Source organism: Streptomyces syringium, assembly GCF_017876625.1.
Classification (GTDB): Bacteria; Actinomycetota; Actinomycetes; order Streptomycetales; family Streptomycetaceae; genus Streptomyces; species Streptomyces syringius.
Genome location: NZ_JAGIOH010000001.1, coordinates 7,582,116 through 7,597,057 on the forward strand (window position 1 = coordinate 7,582,116; position 14,942 = coordinate 7,597,057).

The 14,942-nt window shown below is 71.7% G+C and carries 14 protein-coding genes; 6 read left to right on the forward strand and 8 right to left on the reverse strand.

The genetic code is table 11. The features are described 5' to 3' along the window. The first annotated feature begins 521 nt into the window (after positions 1-521). From JO379_RS32380 to JO379_RS32390, 3 genes are all read left to right on the forward strand, one after another. Positions 522-1,739 carry a PLP-dependent cysteine synthase family protein gene (locus tag JO379_RS32380; RefSeq protein WP_245381611.1) on the forward strand — a complete coding sequence of 406 codons (1,218 nt, stop codon included), beginning with the start codon at positions 522-524 and terminating at the stop codon, positions 1,737-1,739. Beyond that, positions 1,736-3,028: an MFS transporter gene (locus JO379_RS32385; RefSeq protein WP_209518301.1), complete on the forward strand. Its 1,293-nt coding sequence runs from the start codon at positions 1,736-1,738 to the stop codon at positions 3,026-3,028. Before JO379_RS32380 ends, JO379_RS32385 begins: the two co-directional genes overlap by 4 nt. 200 nt (positions 3,029-3,228) lie before the next feature. Then, the gene (locus tag JO379_RS32390; protein ID WP_209518303.1) at positions 3,229-4,596 is read left to right on the forward strand and encodes a glycosyltransferase family 2 protein; all 1,368 of its coding nucleotides are present in this window, start codon (positions 3,229-3,231) and stop codon (positions 4,594-4,596) included. A gap of 24 nt (positions 4,597-4,620) precedes the next feature. Here the strand turns inward: JO379_RS32390 and JO379_RS32395 are convergent, their stop codons facing one another. Next, the gene (locus JO379_RS32395; protein WP_209518305.1) at positions 4,621-5,727 is read right to left on the reverse strand and encodes a PP2C family protein-serine/threonine phosphatase; all 1,107 of its coding nucleotides are present in this window, start codon (positions 5,725-5,727) and stop codon (positions 4,621-4,623) included. Positions 5,728-6,008: 281 nt separating this feature from the next. On the opposite strand from JO379_RS32395, the gene JO379_RS32400 reads away from it, so the two are divergent. After that, a complete protein-coding gene (locus tag JO379_RS32400; RefSeq protein ID WP_130880574.1) occupies positions 6,009-6,221 on the forward strand; it encodes a hypothetical protein in 213 nt (70 codons plus the stop codon). On the opposite strand, the gene JO379_RS32405 is transcribed toward JO379_RS32400, so the two are convergent. Further along, the gene (locus JO379_RS32405) at positions 6,202-7,470 is read right to left on the reverse strand and encodes a DUF1266 domain-containing protein (RefSeq protein ID WP_130880575.1); all 1,269 of its coding nucleotides are present in this window, start codon (positions 7,468-7,470) and stop codon (positions 6,202-6,204) included. The two genes, JO379_RS32400 and JO379_RS32405, sit on opposite strands and share 20 nt — an antisense overlap. 91 nt (positions 7,471-7,561) lie before the next feature. Continuing rightward, positions 7,562-8,410, reverse strand: a complete 849-nt coding sequence (locus JO379_RS32410; RefSeq protein ID WP_209518308.1) for a hypothetical protein — start codon at positions 8,408-8,410, stop codon at positions 7,562-7,564. A 326-nt stretch (positions 8,411-8,736) separates the two neighbouring features. On the opposite strand from JO379_RS32410, the gene JO379_RS32415 reads away from it, so the two are divergent. After that, positions 8,737-9,087, forward strand: a complete 351-nt coding sequence (locus JO379_RS32415) for a PRC-barrel domain-containing protein (protein ID WP_130880577.1) — start codon at positions 8,737-8,739, stop codon at positions 9,085-9,087. 85 nt (positions 9,088-9,172) lie between these two features. On the opposite strand, the gene JO379_RS32420 is transcribed toward JO379_RS32415, so the two are convergent. The 5 genes from JO379_RS32420 to JO379_RS32440 all read right to left on the reverse strand — a co-directional run bounded on the left by JO379_RS32420 (position 9,173) and on the right by JO379_RS32440 (position 14,151). Next, positions 9,173-9,400, reverse strand: a complete 228-nt coding sequence (locus JO379_RS32420) for a DUF5133 domain-containing protein (RefSeq protein ID WP_130880578.1) — start codon at positions 9,398-9,400, stop codon at positions 9,173-9,175. Between the two features lie 88 nt (positions 9,401-9,488). Beyond that, positions 9,489-10,205 carry an HAD family hydrolase gene (locus JO379_RS32425; protein ID WP_209518310.1) on the reverse strand — a complete coding sequence of 239 codons (717 nt, stop codon included), beginning with the start codon at positions 10,203-10,205 and terminating at the stop codon, positions 9,489-9,491. Between the two features lie 3 nt (positions 10,206-10,208). Beyond that, a complete protein-coding gene (locus JO379_RS32430) occupies positions 10,209-11,792 on the reverse strand; it encodes an FAD-dependent oxidoreductase (protein ID WP_209518313.1) in 1,584 nt (527 codons plus the stop codon). Between the two features lie 88 nt (positions 11,793-11,880). Continuing rightward, entirely contained in the window at positions 11,881-12,900 is a 1,020-nt protein-coding gene (locus JO379_RS32435; RefSeq protein ID WP_130880581.1) for an SDR family NAD(P)-dependent oxidoreductase, read from the reverse strand. Between the two features lie 60 nt (positions 12,901-12,960). Next, positions 12,961-14,151, reverse strand: a complete 1,191-nt coding sequence (locus tag JO379_RS32440; RefSeq protein WP_209518315.1) for a zinc-dependent alcohol dehydrogenase — start codon at positions 14,149-14,151, stop codon at positions 12,961-12,963. Between the two features lie 338 nt (positions 14,152-14,489). Here JO379_RS32440 and JO379_RS32445 point away from each other — a divergent pair, with 338 nt between their 5' ends. Continuing rightward, a complete protein-coding gene (locus JO379_RS32445; RefSeq protein WP_209518317.1) occupies positions 14,490-14,936 on the forward strand; it encodes a nitroreductase family deazaflavin-dependent oxidoreductase in 447 nt (148 codons plus the stop codon). Positions 14,937-14,942: the final 6 nt, after the last annotated feature.

Below are 14,942 nucleotides of genomic sequence, written 5' to 3' on the forward strand. Positions count from 1 at the left end.
GTGACGTACAACCCCCCACCTTTTTACGCCCTTCGCCATCCCGTCCCGCCGCCCCGCCCACCGCTGTGGCTTCCCGTTCTCGGCCTTGCGGCGGTCCTGCTGATCACCCTCTTCGGCTGTGGGTCCGCCGCCTACGGCGGCGGCTCGCCCCAGCCCCCGTGGACGGTGGACGCGGGCAGCAGTGCGCAAGGCACCCCGCCCGCGCAGCCCGTGTCGTCCCACCACCACGGGTCGGTCTGCCATGGCCCGGCCACCACGGACCGTTCCGGGCGGATTCCACGTGGGTTACCGGAGCCGGTGCCCCTGGCCCTCGACGTCATCGGTTCCGCGGCCGTCCCCCTGCCCGCGGTCGCGGCAAGGCGCCCGCCGCACGGAGAGCGTGAGGGGAGAGGGACGGGACGGGAGGCACTCATCCGCCTCTGCCGGTGGAGGACGTAGGCCCACCCGGTCACGGCCGGGTGCCACCACCTCGGCCCTACGCGAACACCGTGCCGGCCCGCATCCCACACGAGAGCGAAACCATGACGCCTCCTCAGATCTCCAAGGCACCTTCCCCCGCCCCCGAACCCCCCGGGCACGCCCCCACGACAGCCTTCCACCCGCCCGTCCAGGGCGTGTCCGGGTTGGTCGGCAACACCCCGCTCCTGCGGGTCTCCGAACCGCTCGCCCCGGCCGGACGCGGATTCTGGGCGAAGCTGGAGGGCTTCAATCCCGGCGGGATCAAGGACCGCCCCGCCCTGCACATGGTCGAGCGCGCCCGCGCCCGCGGTGACCTGCGCCCCGGCGGCGTGATCATCGAATCCACGAGCGGCACGCTGGGGCTGGGACTGGCCCTCGCCGGCATGGTCTACGGCCACCCCGTCGTCCTCGTCACCGACCCGGGCCTGGAACGGTCCATGACCCGGCTGCTCACCGCCTACGGAGCCCAGGTCAACGTCGTCTCCGAACCCCACCCCACCGGCGGCTGGCAGCAGGCCCGCAGGGATCGCGTGGCGCAGCTGATGGACCGGCACCCCGGATCCTGGTGCCCGGACCAGTACAACAACCCCGACAATGTGGCCGCGTACACACCGCTCGCCCTGGAACTGGCCGCCGGGATCGGCCACATCGACGTCCTGGTGTGCAGTGTGGGCACCGGCGGGCACTCCGCCGGTGTGTCACGGGTCCTGCGGCAGCTCTACCCCGGACTGAGCCTCGTCGGTGTCGACACCATCGGGTCGACCATCTTCGGCCAGCCCGCCCGCACCCGGCTGATGCGCGGCCTCGGGTCGAGCATCTACCCCCGCAACGTCGCCTACGACCACTTCAGCGAGGTGCACTGGGTCGCTCCCGCGGAGGCCGTATGGACCTGCCGGGAACTCGCCGCCTCGCACTACGCGACCGGCGGATGGAGCGTGGGCGCCGTCGCGCTCGTCGCCGGGTGGCTGGCCCGCACCCTGCCCGCGGACACCCGGATCGCCGCCGTCTTCCCGGACGGCCCGCAGCGCTACCTCGGGACGGTCTACGACGACGACTACTGCGCGGCCCACGGGCTGCTGGACGCCCGGCCGGCGGTCGAGCCGGACGTCGTGGGCAGCCCTGACGAGAAGGAAGTCAGGCGCTGGACGCGGTGCGTGAAGGTGGTCGACCCGCTCACCCTGCCCGCGCGGCCCCCGTCGGCCACGCCGGCGGACCCGTCGGACGGCACCGGGGGGAGCACCCCGCAGGCAGCCCCCGAGGCCCGGGAGCGCAACCGGTGAAAGCCATGATCACCCAGGTGCGCTCCTTCGAGCGCAGCGTCCAGCTCCTGATGGTGAATCAATTCACCATCAACCTCGGCTTCTACATGCTGATGCCCTATCTGGCCCAGCACCTCGCGGGCAATCTCGGCCTGGCCGCGTGGCTCGTCGGATTGATCCTCGGGGTGCGGAACTTCAGCCAGCAGGGGATGTTCCTCTTCGGCGGCACTCTCGCCGACCGGCTCGGCTACAAGCCGGTGATCATCGCCGGGCTGATGCTGCGGATCGTCGGTTTCGCCGTGCTCGGGCTCGTCGATTCCCTTCCCGCGCTGCTGGCCGCGTCCGCGGCCACCGGTCTGGCCGGTGCCCTGTTCAACCCGGCGGTCCGGGCGTATCTGGCCCAGGACGCGGGTGAGCGCCGGGTGGAGGCGTTCGCCCTCTTCAATGTCTTCTACCAGGCCGGGATACTCCTCGGACCGCTGGTCGGCATCGCGCTGACCGGCGTGAGCTTCCGGCTGACGTGCGTGGTGGCCGCGGGGGTCTTCGCGGTGCTGTCGGTCGTGCAGATCCGTGCCCTGCCCGCCCGTACCGCACCGCCCGACCCGGACAGGTCGGCGGTGACGGTCCTCTCCCAGTGGCGGACCGTCGTGACCAACCGGCCGTTCCTGCTCTTCTCCCTCGCCATGATCGGCTCCTACGCGCTGTCCTTCCAGGTCTACCTCGCCCTGCCGCTGGAGGTGAAGCGCGTCGCCGGGGACGGACACGTCAACACCATGGGCGTCGGGTTGCTGTTCGCCGCCTCCGGCCTGGCCACGATCTTCTGCCAGACCCGGCTCACCACATGGTGCAAGAGAAGGCTGGGCCCGGGGTTGTCCATGGTCGCCGGCCTCGGGTGCCTTGCCGTCGCCTTCCTGCCGCTCCTGGCCGCCACGGCGTTGACGGTGCCCGGCCAGGGACCGGCGCGCTGGGCCCTGGCCGTCGGGCCACCGCTGGTCTCGGCCCTGTTCATCGCCCTCGGCACCATGCTGGCCTACCCGTTCGAGATGGACACGATCGTCGCGCTGGCGGGGAACCGGTACGTGGCCACGCACTACGGCCTCTACAACACCATCAGCGGCATCGGCATCACCCTCGGCAATCTCCTCACCGGTGTGACGCTGGACGCGGCCCGCAACGCCGGAGCCCCGGCACTGCCCTGGGCCGTCCTCGCCGCCACGGGCGGGGCCTGCGCGCTGGCGGTCCTCGGCCTCCACCGCACCGGCCGCCTCACCCTGGCCCCGGAGCCGCGACCGCACCCCGCGACGGTCTGACCCGTCCGGTCACCGACGCCCGGGGGTGGGGGCACCCGCCAGGTGCCCTCCCCCCGGGCCTGCCGATCACGACACGTGCTCGCGCTACTACTATGGGTGTGCGCTTGGGGCGGTCGGCGGCGGGTGGCGGAAGCGATTGATCCCGTGTCAGGGCCGCGGAACAAGCGCTGAACGGCCGGTCCGTGACAGAAGGGCGCTCTGTGACCTCTCCGGACAGCATCGTGCGGACCGCCGCACTCGTCGTCGCCGCCATCACGCTGGTCTACACCGGGCCGCTGGTCGCCATCGGTCTCCTGTTCGCCCGTCGCGCAGACGGGTCACTGCGCGGCCAACTGCGGTTGAGGAACGGTCCCCCCATCGCGCTGCCCGCCGGCTGGAGCGTCTTCGTGCTGGTCCCGTGTCTGAACGAGGAGCGGGTCATCGCCAACACCGTGCGCTGTCTGCTGGACCTGCAGCCCGGCGTCCGGGTGATCGTCATCGACGACGGCAGCGACGACGCCACGGCAGACCTGGCCCAAGCCGCGGGTGCCGGCCGGGTCACCGTCGTGCACAGGGCGCTGCCTGACGCCCGGCGCGGAAAGGGGGCGGCGCTCAACGCCGGTCTGCGCTCCGTACGCCGTCATGTCGAGGACGAGGGGCTGGACCCCGGCCGGGTGCTGGTGTGCGTGCTGGACGCCGACGGCCGGATGACGCCGGGAGCGGTCGCCCGTGTGACCGAGCTGTTCTCGGTGCCGGAGGTCGGTGGTGCGCAGCTGGCGGTGCGCATTCGTGGCCGCGGTCATGTGGCCCTGCGGTTCCAGGACCTCGAGTTCTGGGGTCTCAGCGCGATCAGCCAGTTCGGCCGGACCGCCACAGGCTCGGTGAGCATGGGCGGCAACGGTCAGTTCACCCGACTGTCCGCACTGGACGAGGTGGGGGAGCTGCCGTGGTCGGACTCCCTGACGGAGGACCTGGAGCTGGGGCTCAGCCTGGCCGCGCACGGCTGGACGGTCACCTCCACCACCGGGGCCTACGTCTCACAGCAGGGTCTGACCGACCCCCGCCGCCTGCTGCGCCAGCGCACCCGCTGGTACCAGGGCCACATGAGCGCCATCAGGCGCCTGCCCGAGCTGTGGTGCGGCTCCGGCATCGGGTTCGGGGCCCGGGCGGAACTCACCGCGTATCTGCTCATCCCTTACCTGATCACCTTGCCCTGGTCCGTCGTTCAGCAGTACCTGCTTCTTCGTATCGTGCAGGGGCAGGGCTCCGGGCTGTTCTCCCTCGCGGGCGGCCCCCCGTGGATGCGCGGCCTGAGCGGTCCGGGTTGGTATGCGCTGTCCTTCGGCGGTTTTCTGGTCTGGGGCCTGGTGTACTGGCGGCGCACCGACGATCTGCCGGTCTGGAAGGCCGTCGCGTACGCCCACGCCCAACTGCTCTGGATCTACGTCGGCTTCATCGCCTGCTGGCGGGCCGTGTGGCGCATCCTCACCCTCCGCACCGGCTGGTCCAAGACCGAGCGCGCCGCGGAAGCCCCCCTTGTCCCGCCCGGGACGGCGGCCACACGGTCGTTCACGACCGGAACCGAGTAAGGGGCTGCCGGCCATCCGGAACCGTCAGGGGCGGCGCTGGATGGCGACCAGGGCGACGTCGTCGTCGAGCGAGCCGCCGGTATGGGCGAGCAGGTCCGCGTGAAGGTGGTCGATGAGCTGTTGCGGTCCGGACCCCTTGCACGCGGCCAGGCGTTCCGCGAGAGGGTAGAAGGCTCCTTCGCCGTCGCGTGCTTCGATGACTCCGTCCGTGTAGATCAGGAGCAGATCGCCGTCCCGGTAGGCGAACGGCTCGGTCGTGTAGTCGTCTTCGGTGACGTCGCTGCCCAGGCCGAGGGGGAGGGCGGGGTCCTGCACCGCCAGCGGGGTGACCTTGCCGTCGCGTACGAGCAGCGGGGAAGGATGGCCGCAGTTGATGAGCTGGAGCTGATCGCCCCGGTCCGGGATCTCCAGCACGGCGGCGGTCACGAAGCATTCCCCGGCTTCGTCCTCGGCGGCCGGTTCGGCCATGTCCCAGTAGACGGTGTTGTGAAGGTGGGCCACCAGTCGCGGCAGCGGGGGACAACGGTGGGCGGCGGCCCGGAAGGCGCCGAGAAGCAGTGCCGCGTCACCCACGGCGGCAAGGCCCTTGCCGCGTACATCGCCGATCATGATGCGGGTTCCCTGCCGGGCACGGACCACCGCGTACAGGTCGCCTCCGATGCGGGCCTCGGCTTCCGCAGCGATGTACAAAACCGCGATCCGCAGCGGACCGATCCTGGACGGCAGCGGCCTGAGCAGGACTTTCTGGGCGACATCGGCGACCAGACGCGTCTGGTCGAGTGTCTGCTCGTGCCGCTCGAAGACGATACGGAAGGCGACGAGGAAGAGGGAGACCGCGAAGATGGCCCAGATCTGTGCCTGCTGGTCGGCTGTCGTCAGACGGCCGAAGATCGCGCTCAGTCCCACCTCGGCACCCACCGCGAGAGCGCCGACGAAGGCCGTCAGCCGGGGACCGCCGATCGCCGCCGTGATGGCCGGCGCCACGACGAGGAGCGGCCCCAGATGGATGTCGGCACCGGTCACCAAGTCGACCGCCGTGATCGCCACAATGAGCCCCAGCGGTACCGCGATCAGTCCGGGGCGGTGCCGCCACGGCTGGCCCCGGCCCGGCGGACGGTGCGGAAGGCGCATGATTCCTGCTTACATGGCCGACGGCACCGGGGATCCGTCCGACACGTCTTGTGCCGACACGTCTTGTGCCGATGGGCTCGGTCCTGCCGCAGCGCCCGGATCCCGGCCGACCCGGCATCGCTGATCGGCGCGGTGGAGGAGCTGCACGCCGCCCCGCGGACCGCCGGTCAGGTGACCCTGGCGCGAAAGAGGTGCCATCCCCGCGGCTCGCTGGAAGAAAGCCAGGGGATGACCATCACACCATCACGCCCGGCACCCGGCCGCGACACCAGGGACGGACCATGCAGACCGACACCGTAAAACGGTTCCTCAACGCCCTCAGCCCGGCAAGCCGGGAGGACGTCCAGCAGATGCCCGCCGAAAAGCAGGAACAGATGGCCGCGGCATGGGAGAAGTACCTCAGCGACGACACCTCGCTGCTGACACTGAGCGAACTCGACCCGCCCAGCGCCGAACACCGAGCCGCCGAGCACGTCATCCAGGATCTCCACTGACCCACGTGAACGGCACTGTCCGCCACGGGCTGTCCGGGTCGGTGGCCAGCGCCCGGTGCGCGTCCAGGACCGTGGTGTACCAGGGGCCGAACTCCTCCTCGTCGAAGTGCAGACACCGGCCCAGCACGTACCCGGCGGAGAACTCCTCCCACGAGTCGTACGCGGCCCGCGCGGCCCCGCCCGCGCGCTCGATCGCCGCGTACATCTCGGACTCCGCGGCATACCGGGCGCCCCGGCCCCAGCGGGCCATCTTGGAAGCGCGGCCGATGTCCCACGCCGCGACGGTGCGCACGAAACCGTCGGGCGGCAGAAGACCGTCGGCGCGGAAACGGGACTCGTACCGCAGCACCTTGCCCACCAGAGCACGCAGATGCGCCACGAAATCACCGAACTCGGCGTCGTCGTCGACCGTGCCGTCCTCCTGGGCACGGGCGCGCAGCGTCGACTCCACGCAGTCGCGCCACTGCTCGGGATCGACACGGCGGGCCCCCGCACGGAGCAGCGCCGTCCGCGCACCCAGCACGAAGTCCCAGTACCAGGGGCTCACCTCCTGGTCGAGGAGCCGCTCCTGTATCCCGAGCCAGTCCGCACGGCCGTGCACACCCCAGTCGTCGGCGATCCGCTCGGTCTCGCCCCGATAGCCCATGCCGTGCCAGTGCGGCGTGTTCCACGCGTCGCCGTTACGGAAGCACAGGTGTGCCCCGCAGGCCAGGCCGTGCAGCAGCGGGCCGGGGGCGGGGGCACCGGTGCGCCGCGTCACCACACGGTCCATCAGCGCGTCGGGGGAGAACAACTCGTGGTGCAGGTCCAGCCACGTCTCCCGTTCCTCGTCGTCGGTCAGGAAGTACTGCTCGCAGGGTGTGGCTGCGTTGACCGCGAGGACGTCCACCTCCTCGGGGACGATCTGCGCGAGCGCGCCGAGGGTCGCGTACTCGTAGACGAGATACGGATGCGGTCGCGGGAGCAGGCCGGGGGTGTAGACCTGCGCGACGGTGCGTCCGTCGGGCGTCCCGGTGGTCAGCATGGGGTACGTGCCCTCGTCGGCCGCCTGCGCCTGGTCGAGACGCACCGGGTAGTACACGCCCTCGATCGCGAGGGTGCGCAGATACGCGTACGCGTCGTCCGCCCGGCACAGCCGGTACAGGTACTGCTCCAGGTCGGTGGGCGCCTGCCAGCGGCTGCCGTCCTGCGGCGCCGGGACCACCGGGAAGAACTCGTCGTGGACCTCGTCCTCGGCTGCCGCGTGCATGGGGTTCCTTCCGTTCCGGTCCCGGCCTTCGGATCGCGTACGTACACCACGGCCTTCCGCGTCCGGAGACGGGGCCGCCGGGCAGGGCGTGCTATCGGCCCGTGCGAGGGCCCGGCACCTGCGGTGCGGATTCCAGGGCGGGGTCGTCCGTGCCCTGATCGGCACGGAGTTGCGCGGCCACCGCGTCCGTGCGGTCCCTCAGCGCGCGCACCCGCTCGGCGGTACGCGTGCCCACCTGGGGAGCCGCCGCGGGAAGGACGGGCACGCCGTGGGCCTGCGCGGTGAGCACGAGGCTGTGCATGACCTCCGCCTGCTGGGCCAGCAGGGCTGTGGTGAACATGTTGGCCCGCAGCGTCTTCTGCTTGCCGAACGCACCCCGGTAGGTGATCTCACAGGCGACGGCGACCGTCTCCAGCCGCTGCTCGGCCGCCTGCTCCAGCGCGGCGAGCATGACGGACGCGAGGCCCTCGACGACCTTGGTGACGACCCACTTCCGCCCCGGGAGCGGCGGCAGCAGATCCCGGATCCGGTCGATCTCGGCGTCGAGCGCCTCCGTGGTCATGGCGCTGAACGCGTCGTGCAGCTGCAGGCTGACCACCTTCGACCACGGGATGTCCTCGCCGTCGAAGCCGACCGACTCGGGGCCGAAACGCAGCGCGCCGATGCCGTCCAGGGGCCGCAGCGCCTTCGCGGTGATGGCGGGGACCCGGGGGTGGCGGCAGATGAGGGCACCGAGCGAGAACTCCCACTGCTCGTGCGTGGGCGCGGCGGGTGCGGGCAGGGAGCGGAGGACGGAGAGCACCCAGTCGCCGGAGGCGTTGGTACCGGCCCGCCCGGCGTCGGCGCCGCGTTGCACGGCCTGTGCGATGTCTCTGCCGAAGGAGGTGGCCGCGGTGCCCACCGAATCGCCCAGACTGCGTGCCCGGTCGAATATGCCCATGCCCTGACCCTGCCTCACCTGCGATGTTCTTGTGGCGGCGACACTCTACCCAGAGTTCGGGAGCAGGTGATCAACCGCAGCGCGTCGGCGCGCGACGCGGCGTGGCAGGGAGCGGGCCGCCCCCCCCGCCGGTGGGCCCTTGCTCAAGTGTCATTTCCGCCTCTCCCGTGACGACACCCCGACCCTCCGGACACGATTTCCGGAACGGGCTCAGGGCCGGTGTGTAGAAAGAAGAAGTCAGGGCACGCGATGGACCGAGGAACGGTCGCCCGCTTTCGGAGCACCGATTTCCTCACGGCTGCATATCGTCGATGAAGGAGCCTTTCATGACCGAGAACATCTGGGGTTACCAGCCGACGGCCGGCCACACCGCGGGCACCAGCCTGATCGGGTACAAGGTCGAGGCGACCGACGGGACCATCGGAAAGGTCGACAAGCACAGCGACGACGTGGGTTCCGCGTACCTGGTCGTGGACACCGGGTTGTGGATCTTCGGGAAGCACGTCCTGCTGCCCGCCGGCACCATCCTCCGGATCGACGCGGACGAGGAGAAGATCTACGTCGGCCGGACCAAGGCCGAGATCAAGGACGCCCCCGAGTTCGACAAGGAAAAGCACCTCGGAGACCCGGGATACCACGATCAGGTCGGCGGCTACTACGGCGGCCACCGCGCCTGACACCGCACGCGCGACCTGAATCGCCGCACACGGGTGGGGCCCGCCGGAGAACCGGCGGGCCCCACTGGGTGCGCGCACGGGGACATCACGTGCTGAGGACGGAGTCGTCCAAGGGCCCTGCCCCGGGGAGCCGGTGGCGGGCCACGATCAGCGCGGTGTCCACGTCACGGGTTCCGGTGGACACGCACAGCGTGTAGGCGACGTCGTCCATCCGCCTGCGCACCTCTTCCCCGCCCTGCCGGGCGCCGAGGGCCTGGAGGGTCTCGTACTCCGCGATCAGGTCGGCCAGCACTGCGGGGTGGGCCATCAGCATGTTCGGGCTCCTCTCGACTGCCGTCCCCCGGTCCGGCGACCGTCTACCCCCGATGCCGCTCTTCATCCATCGAACCGACGGGGAAGGGTCACGCAATCCGGCCGAACGGGCTGTCGTCGAGATCCGCGAGCAGAGCGGCGGGATCACGGTAGACGGCCAGCGCGCCCGCCGCCCGCAACTCCTCCTCGCCGATGCCCCCCGACAACAGCGCGATACAGCCGACCCCCGCCCGCCGCGCCGCCTCGACGTCCCACACCGTGTCGCCCACGAACAGCGCCCGCTCCGGTGCCACCCCTGCCTGTTCGAGGGCCTGGCACACCGGATCGGGGGCGGGTTTGGTGGATTCCACGTCGTCCGCGCTGGTGGCATCGGAAATGGCGTCGTCGGCGTCGACGGCCCGGCGCAGCGCGGTGAGTTCCGAGCCCTGCGCGGAGGTGGCCAGAACGACGCGCCAGTTCCGTGCGGCGAGGCTGCGCAACAACTCCGCCGCCCCGGGCAGGGGGGACAGCCGGTCGAACCAGGTCGCGTACAGGACCGTGTGCGCCGTGCTGATGGCCTCGTCCTCGTCGTGGTCGCGGGCGTCACCGAGGAGCCGGTCCAGGAGCCGGCCCGATCCCATGCCGATGGTGTGATGGATGTCGGACATGGCGACGTGGTGCCCGGCCTGCCGGAGCGCTTCCCACCAGCTGACGGCGTGCAGGTAATTGGTGTCCACGAGCGTGCCGTCGACGTCGAAGACGGCCGCGCGGGGAGGCGAGTCCGCGCGCTTTCCGTGCGCGGTCGCGGGACCCGGCCCCGGGCACACGGTTCAGCCTTCTTCCGCGTCGTGGGCGATGTCGTCCTCGACGGCGTACTCGTCCAACGAGCTGGTGGCCGGCCCTTGCAGGAGGGATCCGTCGGTGTCGAAACGGGAGCCGTGGCAGGGGCATTCCCACGTCCGTTCGGCGGCGTTGAACGCGACCAGGCAGCCCAGGTGGGTGCAGCGGGCGGAGACGGCACGCAGGGTGCCGTCGTCCTGCCGGTAGACCGCGCACCGGCGGCCCTTCACCCGCACGAGGGCTCCGGTGCCGGGGGTGATGTCCGCCACGGAGTCCACATGGGAGGGCCGGAGCCGGTCGCCCAGGAAGTGCCGGCCGACCTCCGCCTGGTGTTTGAGGAAGGCGGGCGCCTCGCGCACGGTGCTCCACAGCCGCCGGGGGTCGTACAGGCCGGCCCAGGACGGGGCGGGCGTTCGGTCGGTGATGAGATCCGCCAGCAGCCGGCCCGCCATGACGCCGCCGCTCATCCCCCACCCGCCGAAGCCGGTGGCGACGTACGTGTGCCGGGCGCCCGGATGGAAGGGGCCCACGAGGGGAACCGTGTCGGTGGAGTCGTTGTCCTGGGCGGCCCAGTGCCGGACGATCCCGGCTGCCGGGAAGTGCTCCCGGGTCCAGTCGGCCAGCCTCGCGAACCGCTCGGCGACTCCTCCCGCGCCGGGGGTGAAGCTTTCGCCGGTGACGAGCAGCAGGCGTTGCCCTTCGGCGCAGGGCGCAGTCCGCACCGACCTCTTGTTCTCCTCCTCCGTGATGTACATGCCGCCGGGGTCGAGGCCGGCGGGGAGCGTGGCGGCGACGACGAGTTCGCGCCGGGGCGAGAGACGGGTGAACAGCAGGGCGCGGTCGAAGACCGGATAGTGCGTGGCCACCACGACGTCGCCCGCGGTGACGACGGCTCCCCCCTCGGACGTGACGCGGCACGGAGTGCCTTCGGTCAGGCCGGTGACACGCGTGCGCTCGTGGATCCGTCCGCCCCGGGCGGTGATGTCCTCGGCGAGGGCGAGCAGGTACTTGCGCGGATGGAACTGGGCCTGGTTCTCCACCCGGACCGCGCCGGCGACGGGGAAGGGCAGCCCGGTCTCCTCGACGTAGGCCGCGGCGAGCCCCGCCTCACGGGCCGCCTCGGCCTCGGCCCTGACCGTCTCACACGACCGGGGGTCGGTGACGTAGGTGCAGGAGGGCAGGCGCTCCAGCTCGCAGTCCACCCCGAGGGCGGCGGTGATCTCCGCGACCCGTTCGACGGCTTCCTGCTGGGAGCGCGCGTACAGCCGGGCGTCCTCGCTGCCTCGGGTGCGGCGCAGTCTCCCGTAGACGAGGGTGTGCAGGGCCGTCACCTTGGCGGTGGTGTGGCCGCTGACGCCCGCGGCGATGCGGTCGGCCTCCAGGACGGCCACCGAGCGGCCGGCCTCCACCAGTTCCCACGCGGCGCTCAGCCCCGCGATGCCGCCGCCGATGACGGCGACGTCCACTTCGAGGTCCGAGGTCAGGGGAGGGTGGGCGGTGGCGGGGGCCGTGGCCATCCAATGGGATTCGGCGATGCCGGGGAGCGCGTCGGCGGGATCGGTGGCGGGTGACATGACAGACCGGGTTCCCCCCTCGCCCCGGCCGAACCGCCGTCCGCCGGTATTCGCCCGGACGGCCGGTCCGCGCCGGTCCCGGCCGGTCTCAGCCGGCCGGGGGCCCGGCCGCCGAGGGGCGGTCGTGGCCGCGCTGGTTGAACCGGTCGGCGGCCTTGTCGTTGAGGGCGCTCAGCGCGCGGCGCAGCCGGGAACCCGGCCCGCCGGGCGGGGTGTCCAGGGCGTGGCCCGGGGCGGTCCCGCTCCGCTCGCCGTCGGGTCGCGGCAGGGCCCGGGCGACGACCGACAGGAGACGGGTGGTGGTCGCCGGGGCGAGGCCGTGGGCGGTCGCGGCGAGCCGGGCGGCGGGCGTCAGGACGATGCGCGACCGACGGCGCTCGATGCCCGAGACGATGCGCTCGGCGGCCCGCTCGGCGTCCATGGAGACGAGGGGCGCGCCCGCGACCACGGAGAACCACGCGAATTCCCGGTCGGCGGCCCCGCCGAAGCGGGCGTGCAGATGGGAGCCGGTGCGCATCAGACCGGGGTGGACGGCGGTCACCGTGACCCCGCGCGCCGTCTCCTCCGCGCGCAGCCCCTCCGCCAGCGCCGCCACCGCCGACTTGGCGCACGAGTACGGCAGCAGATGCGGGACGGCGACCAGACCGCCGACGGACCCGATGAGCGCCAGCCGCCCGCCGGCCCGGCTGCGCCGCAGGTGCGGCAGGCCCTCGGCCGCGGTGTTGAGCGCCCCCTCGAAGATGGTGGCCATGGCGTCCCGGAAGCCTTGCGTGCCCACGGAGTCCCAGGGCGCCACCTGGATGACGCCCGCGTTGGCGATGACGACGTCGACGCTCCCGTGCCGGGCGGCGACCTCGGCGAAGAGGTCCCGTACGGCGGCCTGGTCGCGTACGTCACAGACCACGCCGCGGACGTGGTCCGCCGCGCCGGTCCCGCCCAGGATCGACTCGGCGTCGGCCAGTTCCGCCGCGTCCCGGGCGGCGATGGTCACGGTGGCCCCGCGGGCCATCAGCTGACGTGCCATGAGCAGGCCCAGACCGCGGGAGCCGCCGGTGACCACGGCGGAGAGCCCGTCGAAGGGACGATGGTGCGGGGCGGGGCGTTGCATGGCGGCTCCTTCACCCGTGCGGCGGACTTCCGCGTGCGGGACTCATGGCGGCGTGGGCGGTCACGGGTGCAGCAGTACCTTCAGCACCCCGTCGGCCTTCTTCTGGAACAGCTCATAGGCCTCCGGCGCCTGATCGAGACGGAGGTGGTGGGTGGCGAAGGTGTCGACGCCGAGGACGTCCTCGTCCGTGAGCAGCGGGAGGATCTCGTCCGACCAGCGGCGGACGTTGGCCTGTCCCATCCGGATCTGGATCTGCTTGTCGAAGAGCGTGAGCATGGGCATGGGATCGGTCATGCCGCCGTACACCCCGCTGACGGAGACGGTGCCGCCGCGGCGCACCAGGGCGATGGCCAGGTGCAGGGCGCTCATGCGGTCCACACCGGCCTTGTGCATGAGCTTCTCCGCCCAGCGCGGCGGCATCAGACCGGCGGCCTGCTGGGCGAGCCGGCCGGCGGGGCTGCCGTGGGCCTCGGTGCCCACCGCGTCGATGACGGCATCGGGCCCCCGGCCGCCGGTGACGTCGCGAACGGCGGTCAGGAGATCGCTCTCGTGGTCGAAGCCCTCCAGGTCGAAGACGTCGAAGCCGTCGCGCCGGGCCCGCTCCAGCCGGTCGGGCACGTGGTCGATGCCGATCACCTGAGCGGCGCCCAGGTGACGGGCGACCCGGCAGGCCATGGTCCCGATGGGCCCGAGTCCGAGGACCACCACACTGCTGCCCGACTCGACACCGGCGTACCGCACGGCCTGCCAGGCCGTGGGCAGGACATCCGAGAGGTAGACGAACCGGTCGTCGCTCGGCCCGTGCGGCACCTTGATCGGGCCGAACTGTGCCTGCGGCACCCGGAGGTATTCGGCCTGCGCCCCGGGTACGGCACCGTAGAGCTTGGTATAGCCGAACAGTTGTGCGCCCATGCCGTGTTCGCGGACCTGGGTGGTCTCGCACTGGGTAGGCAGGCCGTCCCCGCACATCACACAGCTGCCGCAGGCGATCTGGAAGGGAACCACGACGCGGTCGCCCGGCGAGAGCCCGGGCACCTCGGATCCGGTCTCCTCCACGATGCCCATCGGCTCGTGGCCGAGGATGTCGCCGGGCGTCATGAACGGGGTGAGCACCTCGTACAGATGCAGGTCCGAGCCGCACAGCCCGCTCGAGGTGATGCGGATGACGGCATCGGTGGGTTCCTGGATCACGGGGTCCGGGACCTGGTCGACCCGGACGTCGCGCTTGCCGTGCCAGACGGTGGCCCGCATGGCGGATCACCTCCTTCGCATACAGAGGACAGGCGGCAGCGGATGAAGCCGGGGTCGACAGGTCGGGGCCCCTCGGCAGGTGGGTGCTGTCTCTTCCGTAACCGAGTGACCAGCCGCGCGAGAATCAAACGTGGGCCGTTCGAGGAGCCGCTCCGAGGACCGGACGGCGACAGGGACGGAACCGGCCGGCACCGTCGCGCGACACGCCGGGAACGGAACAGGGGATGATTGCGCGGACTCCGGCTGTTGAGCGAAGGTACATGGCGGTCGTGCGTGACATGCCTGCCACCGCGACCGCACTCGATGCGACGTGAGACCTCGTGGACGGGACAGACAGCATGCCTCTTGAAGGTGAGTACGAGCCGAGCCCGGAGCAGTGGGTACGTGACCAGGTCGAGCTGTACGAGAGCTCGGGCGGCACGCAGGGCACGACGCTACGGGGCATGCCCGTCGTCGTCCTGACCACCCGGGGCGCCAAGAGCGGCAAGCTCCGCAAGAGCCCGCTGATGCGGGTGGAGTACGGGGGCGCCTACGCCGTGGTCGCCTCCCAGGGCGGCGCGCCCAAGCACCCGGTCTGGTACCACAACGTGGTGGCGGACCCCCGCGTGGAACTCCAGGACGGCCCCGTGCGCAAGGACATGACGGCCCGGGAGGTCACCGGGGAGGAGAAGGCCCTGTGGTGGGGACGTGCCGTCGCCGCATACCCCGACTACGACGACTACCAGAAGAAGACAGCCCGTGAGATCCCCGTCTTCGTCCTGGAGGCGGCCCCCACCGGACACTGACCCCGG

What these genes read in the sequence shown, in the direction of transcription:
- JO379_RS32380 (WP_245381611.1), top strand. Translation starts at nt 522, where the DNA reads ATGACGCCTCCTCAGATCTCCAAGGCACCTTCCCCCGCCCCCGAACCC.
- JO379_RS32395 (WP_209518305.1), bottom strand. Translation starts at nt 5,727, where the DNA reads ATGCGCCTTCCGCACCGTCCGCCGGGCCGGGGCCAGCCGTGGCGGCAC.
- JO379_RS32400 (WP_130880574.1), top strand. Translation starts at nt 6,009, where the DNA reads ATGCAGACCGACACCGTAAAACGGTTCCTCAACGCCCTCAGCCCGGCA.
- JO379_RS32405 (WP_130880575.1), bottom strand. Translation starts at nt 7,470, where the DNA reads ATGCACGCGGCAGCCGAGGACGAGGTCCACGACGAGTTCTTCCCGGTG.
- JO379_RS32410 (WP_209518308.1), bottom strand. Translation starts at nt 8,410, where the DNA reads ATGGGCATATTCGACCGGGCACGCAGTCTGGGCGATTCGGTGGGCACC.
- JO379_RS32415 (WP_130880577.1), top strand. Translation starts at nt 8,737, where the DNA reads ATGACCGAGAACATCTGGGGTTACCAGCCGACGGCCGGCCACACCGCG.
- JO379_RS32420 (WP_130880578.1), bottom strand. Translation starts at nt 9,400, where the DNA reads ATGCTGATGGCCCACCCCGCAGTGCTGGCCGACCTGATCGCGGAGTAC.
- JO379_RS32430 (WP_209518313.1), bottom strand. Translation starts at nt 11,792, where the DNA reads ATGTCACCCGCCACCGATCCCGCCGACGCGCTCCCCGGCATCGCCGAA.
- JO379_RS32435 (WP_130880581.1), bottom strand. Translation starts at nt 12,900, where the DNA reads ATGCAACGCCCCGCCCCGCACCATCGTCCCTTCGACGGGCTCTCCGCC.
- JO379_RS32440 (WP_209518315.1), bottom strand. Translation starts at nt 14,151, where the DNA reads ATGCGGGCCACCGTCTGGCACGGCAAGCGCGACGTCCGGGTCGACCAG.
- JO379_RS32445 (WP_209518317.1), top strand. Translation starts at nt 14,490, where the DNA reads ATGCCTCTTGAAGGTGAGTACGAGCCGAGCCCGGAGCAGTGGGTACGT.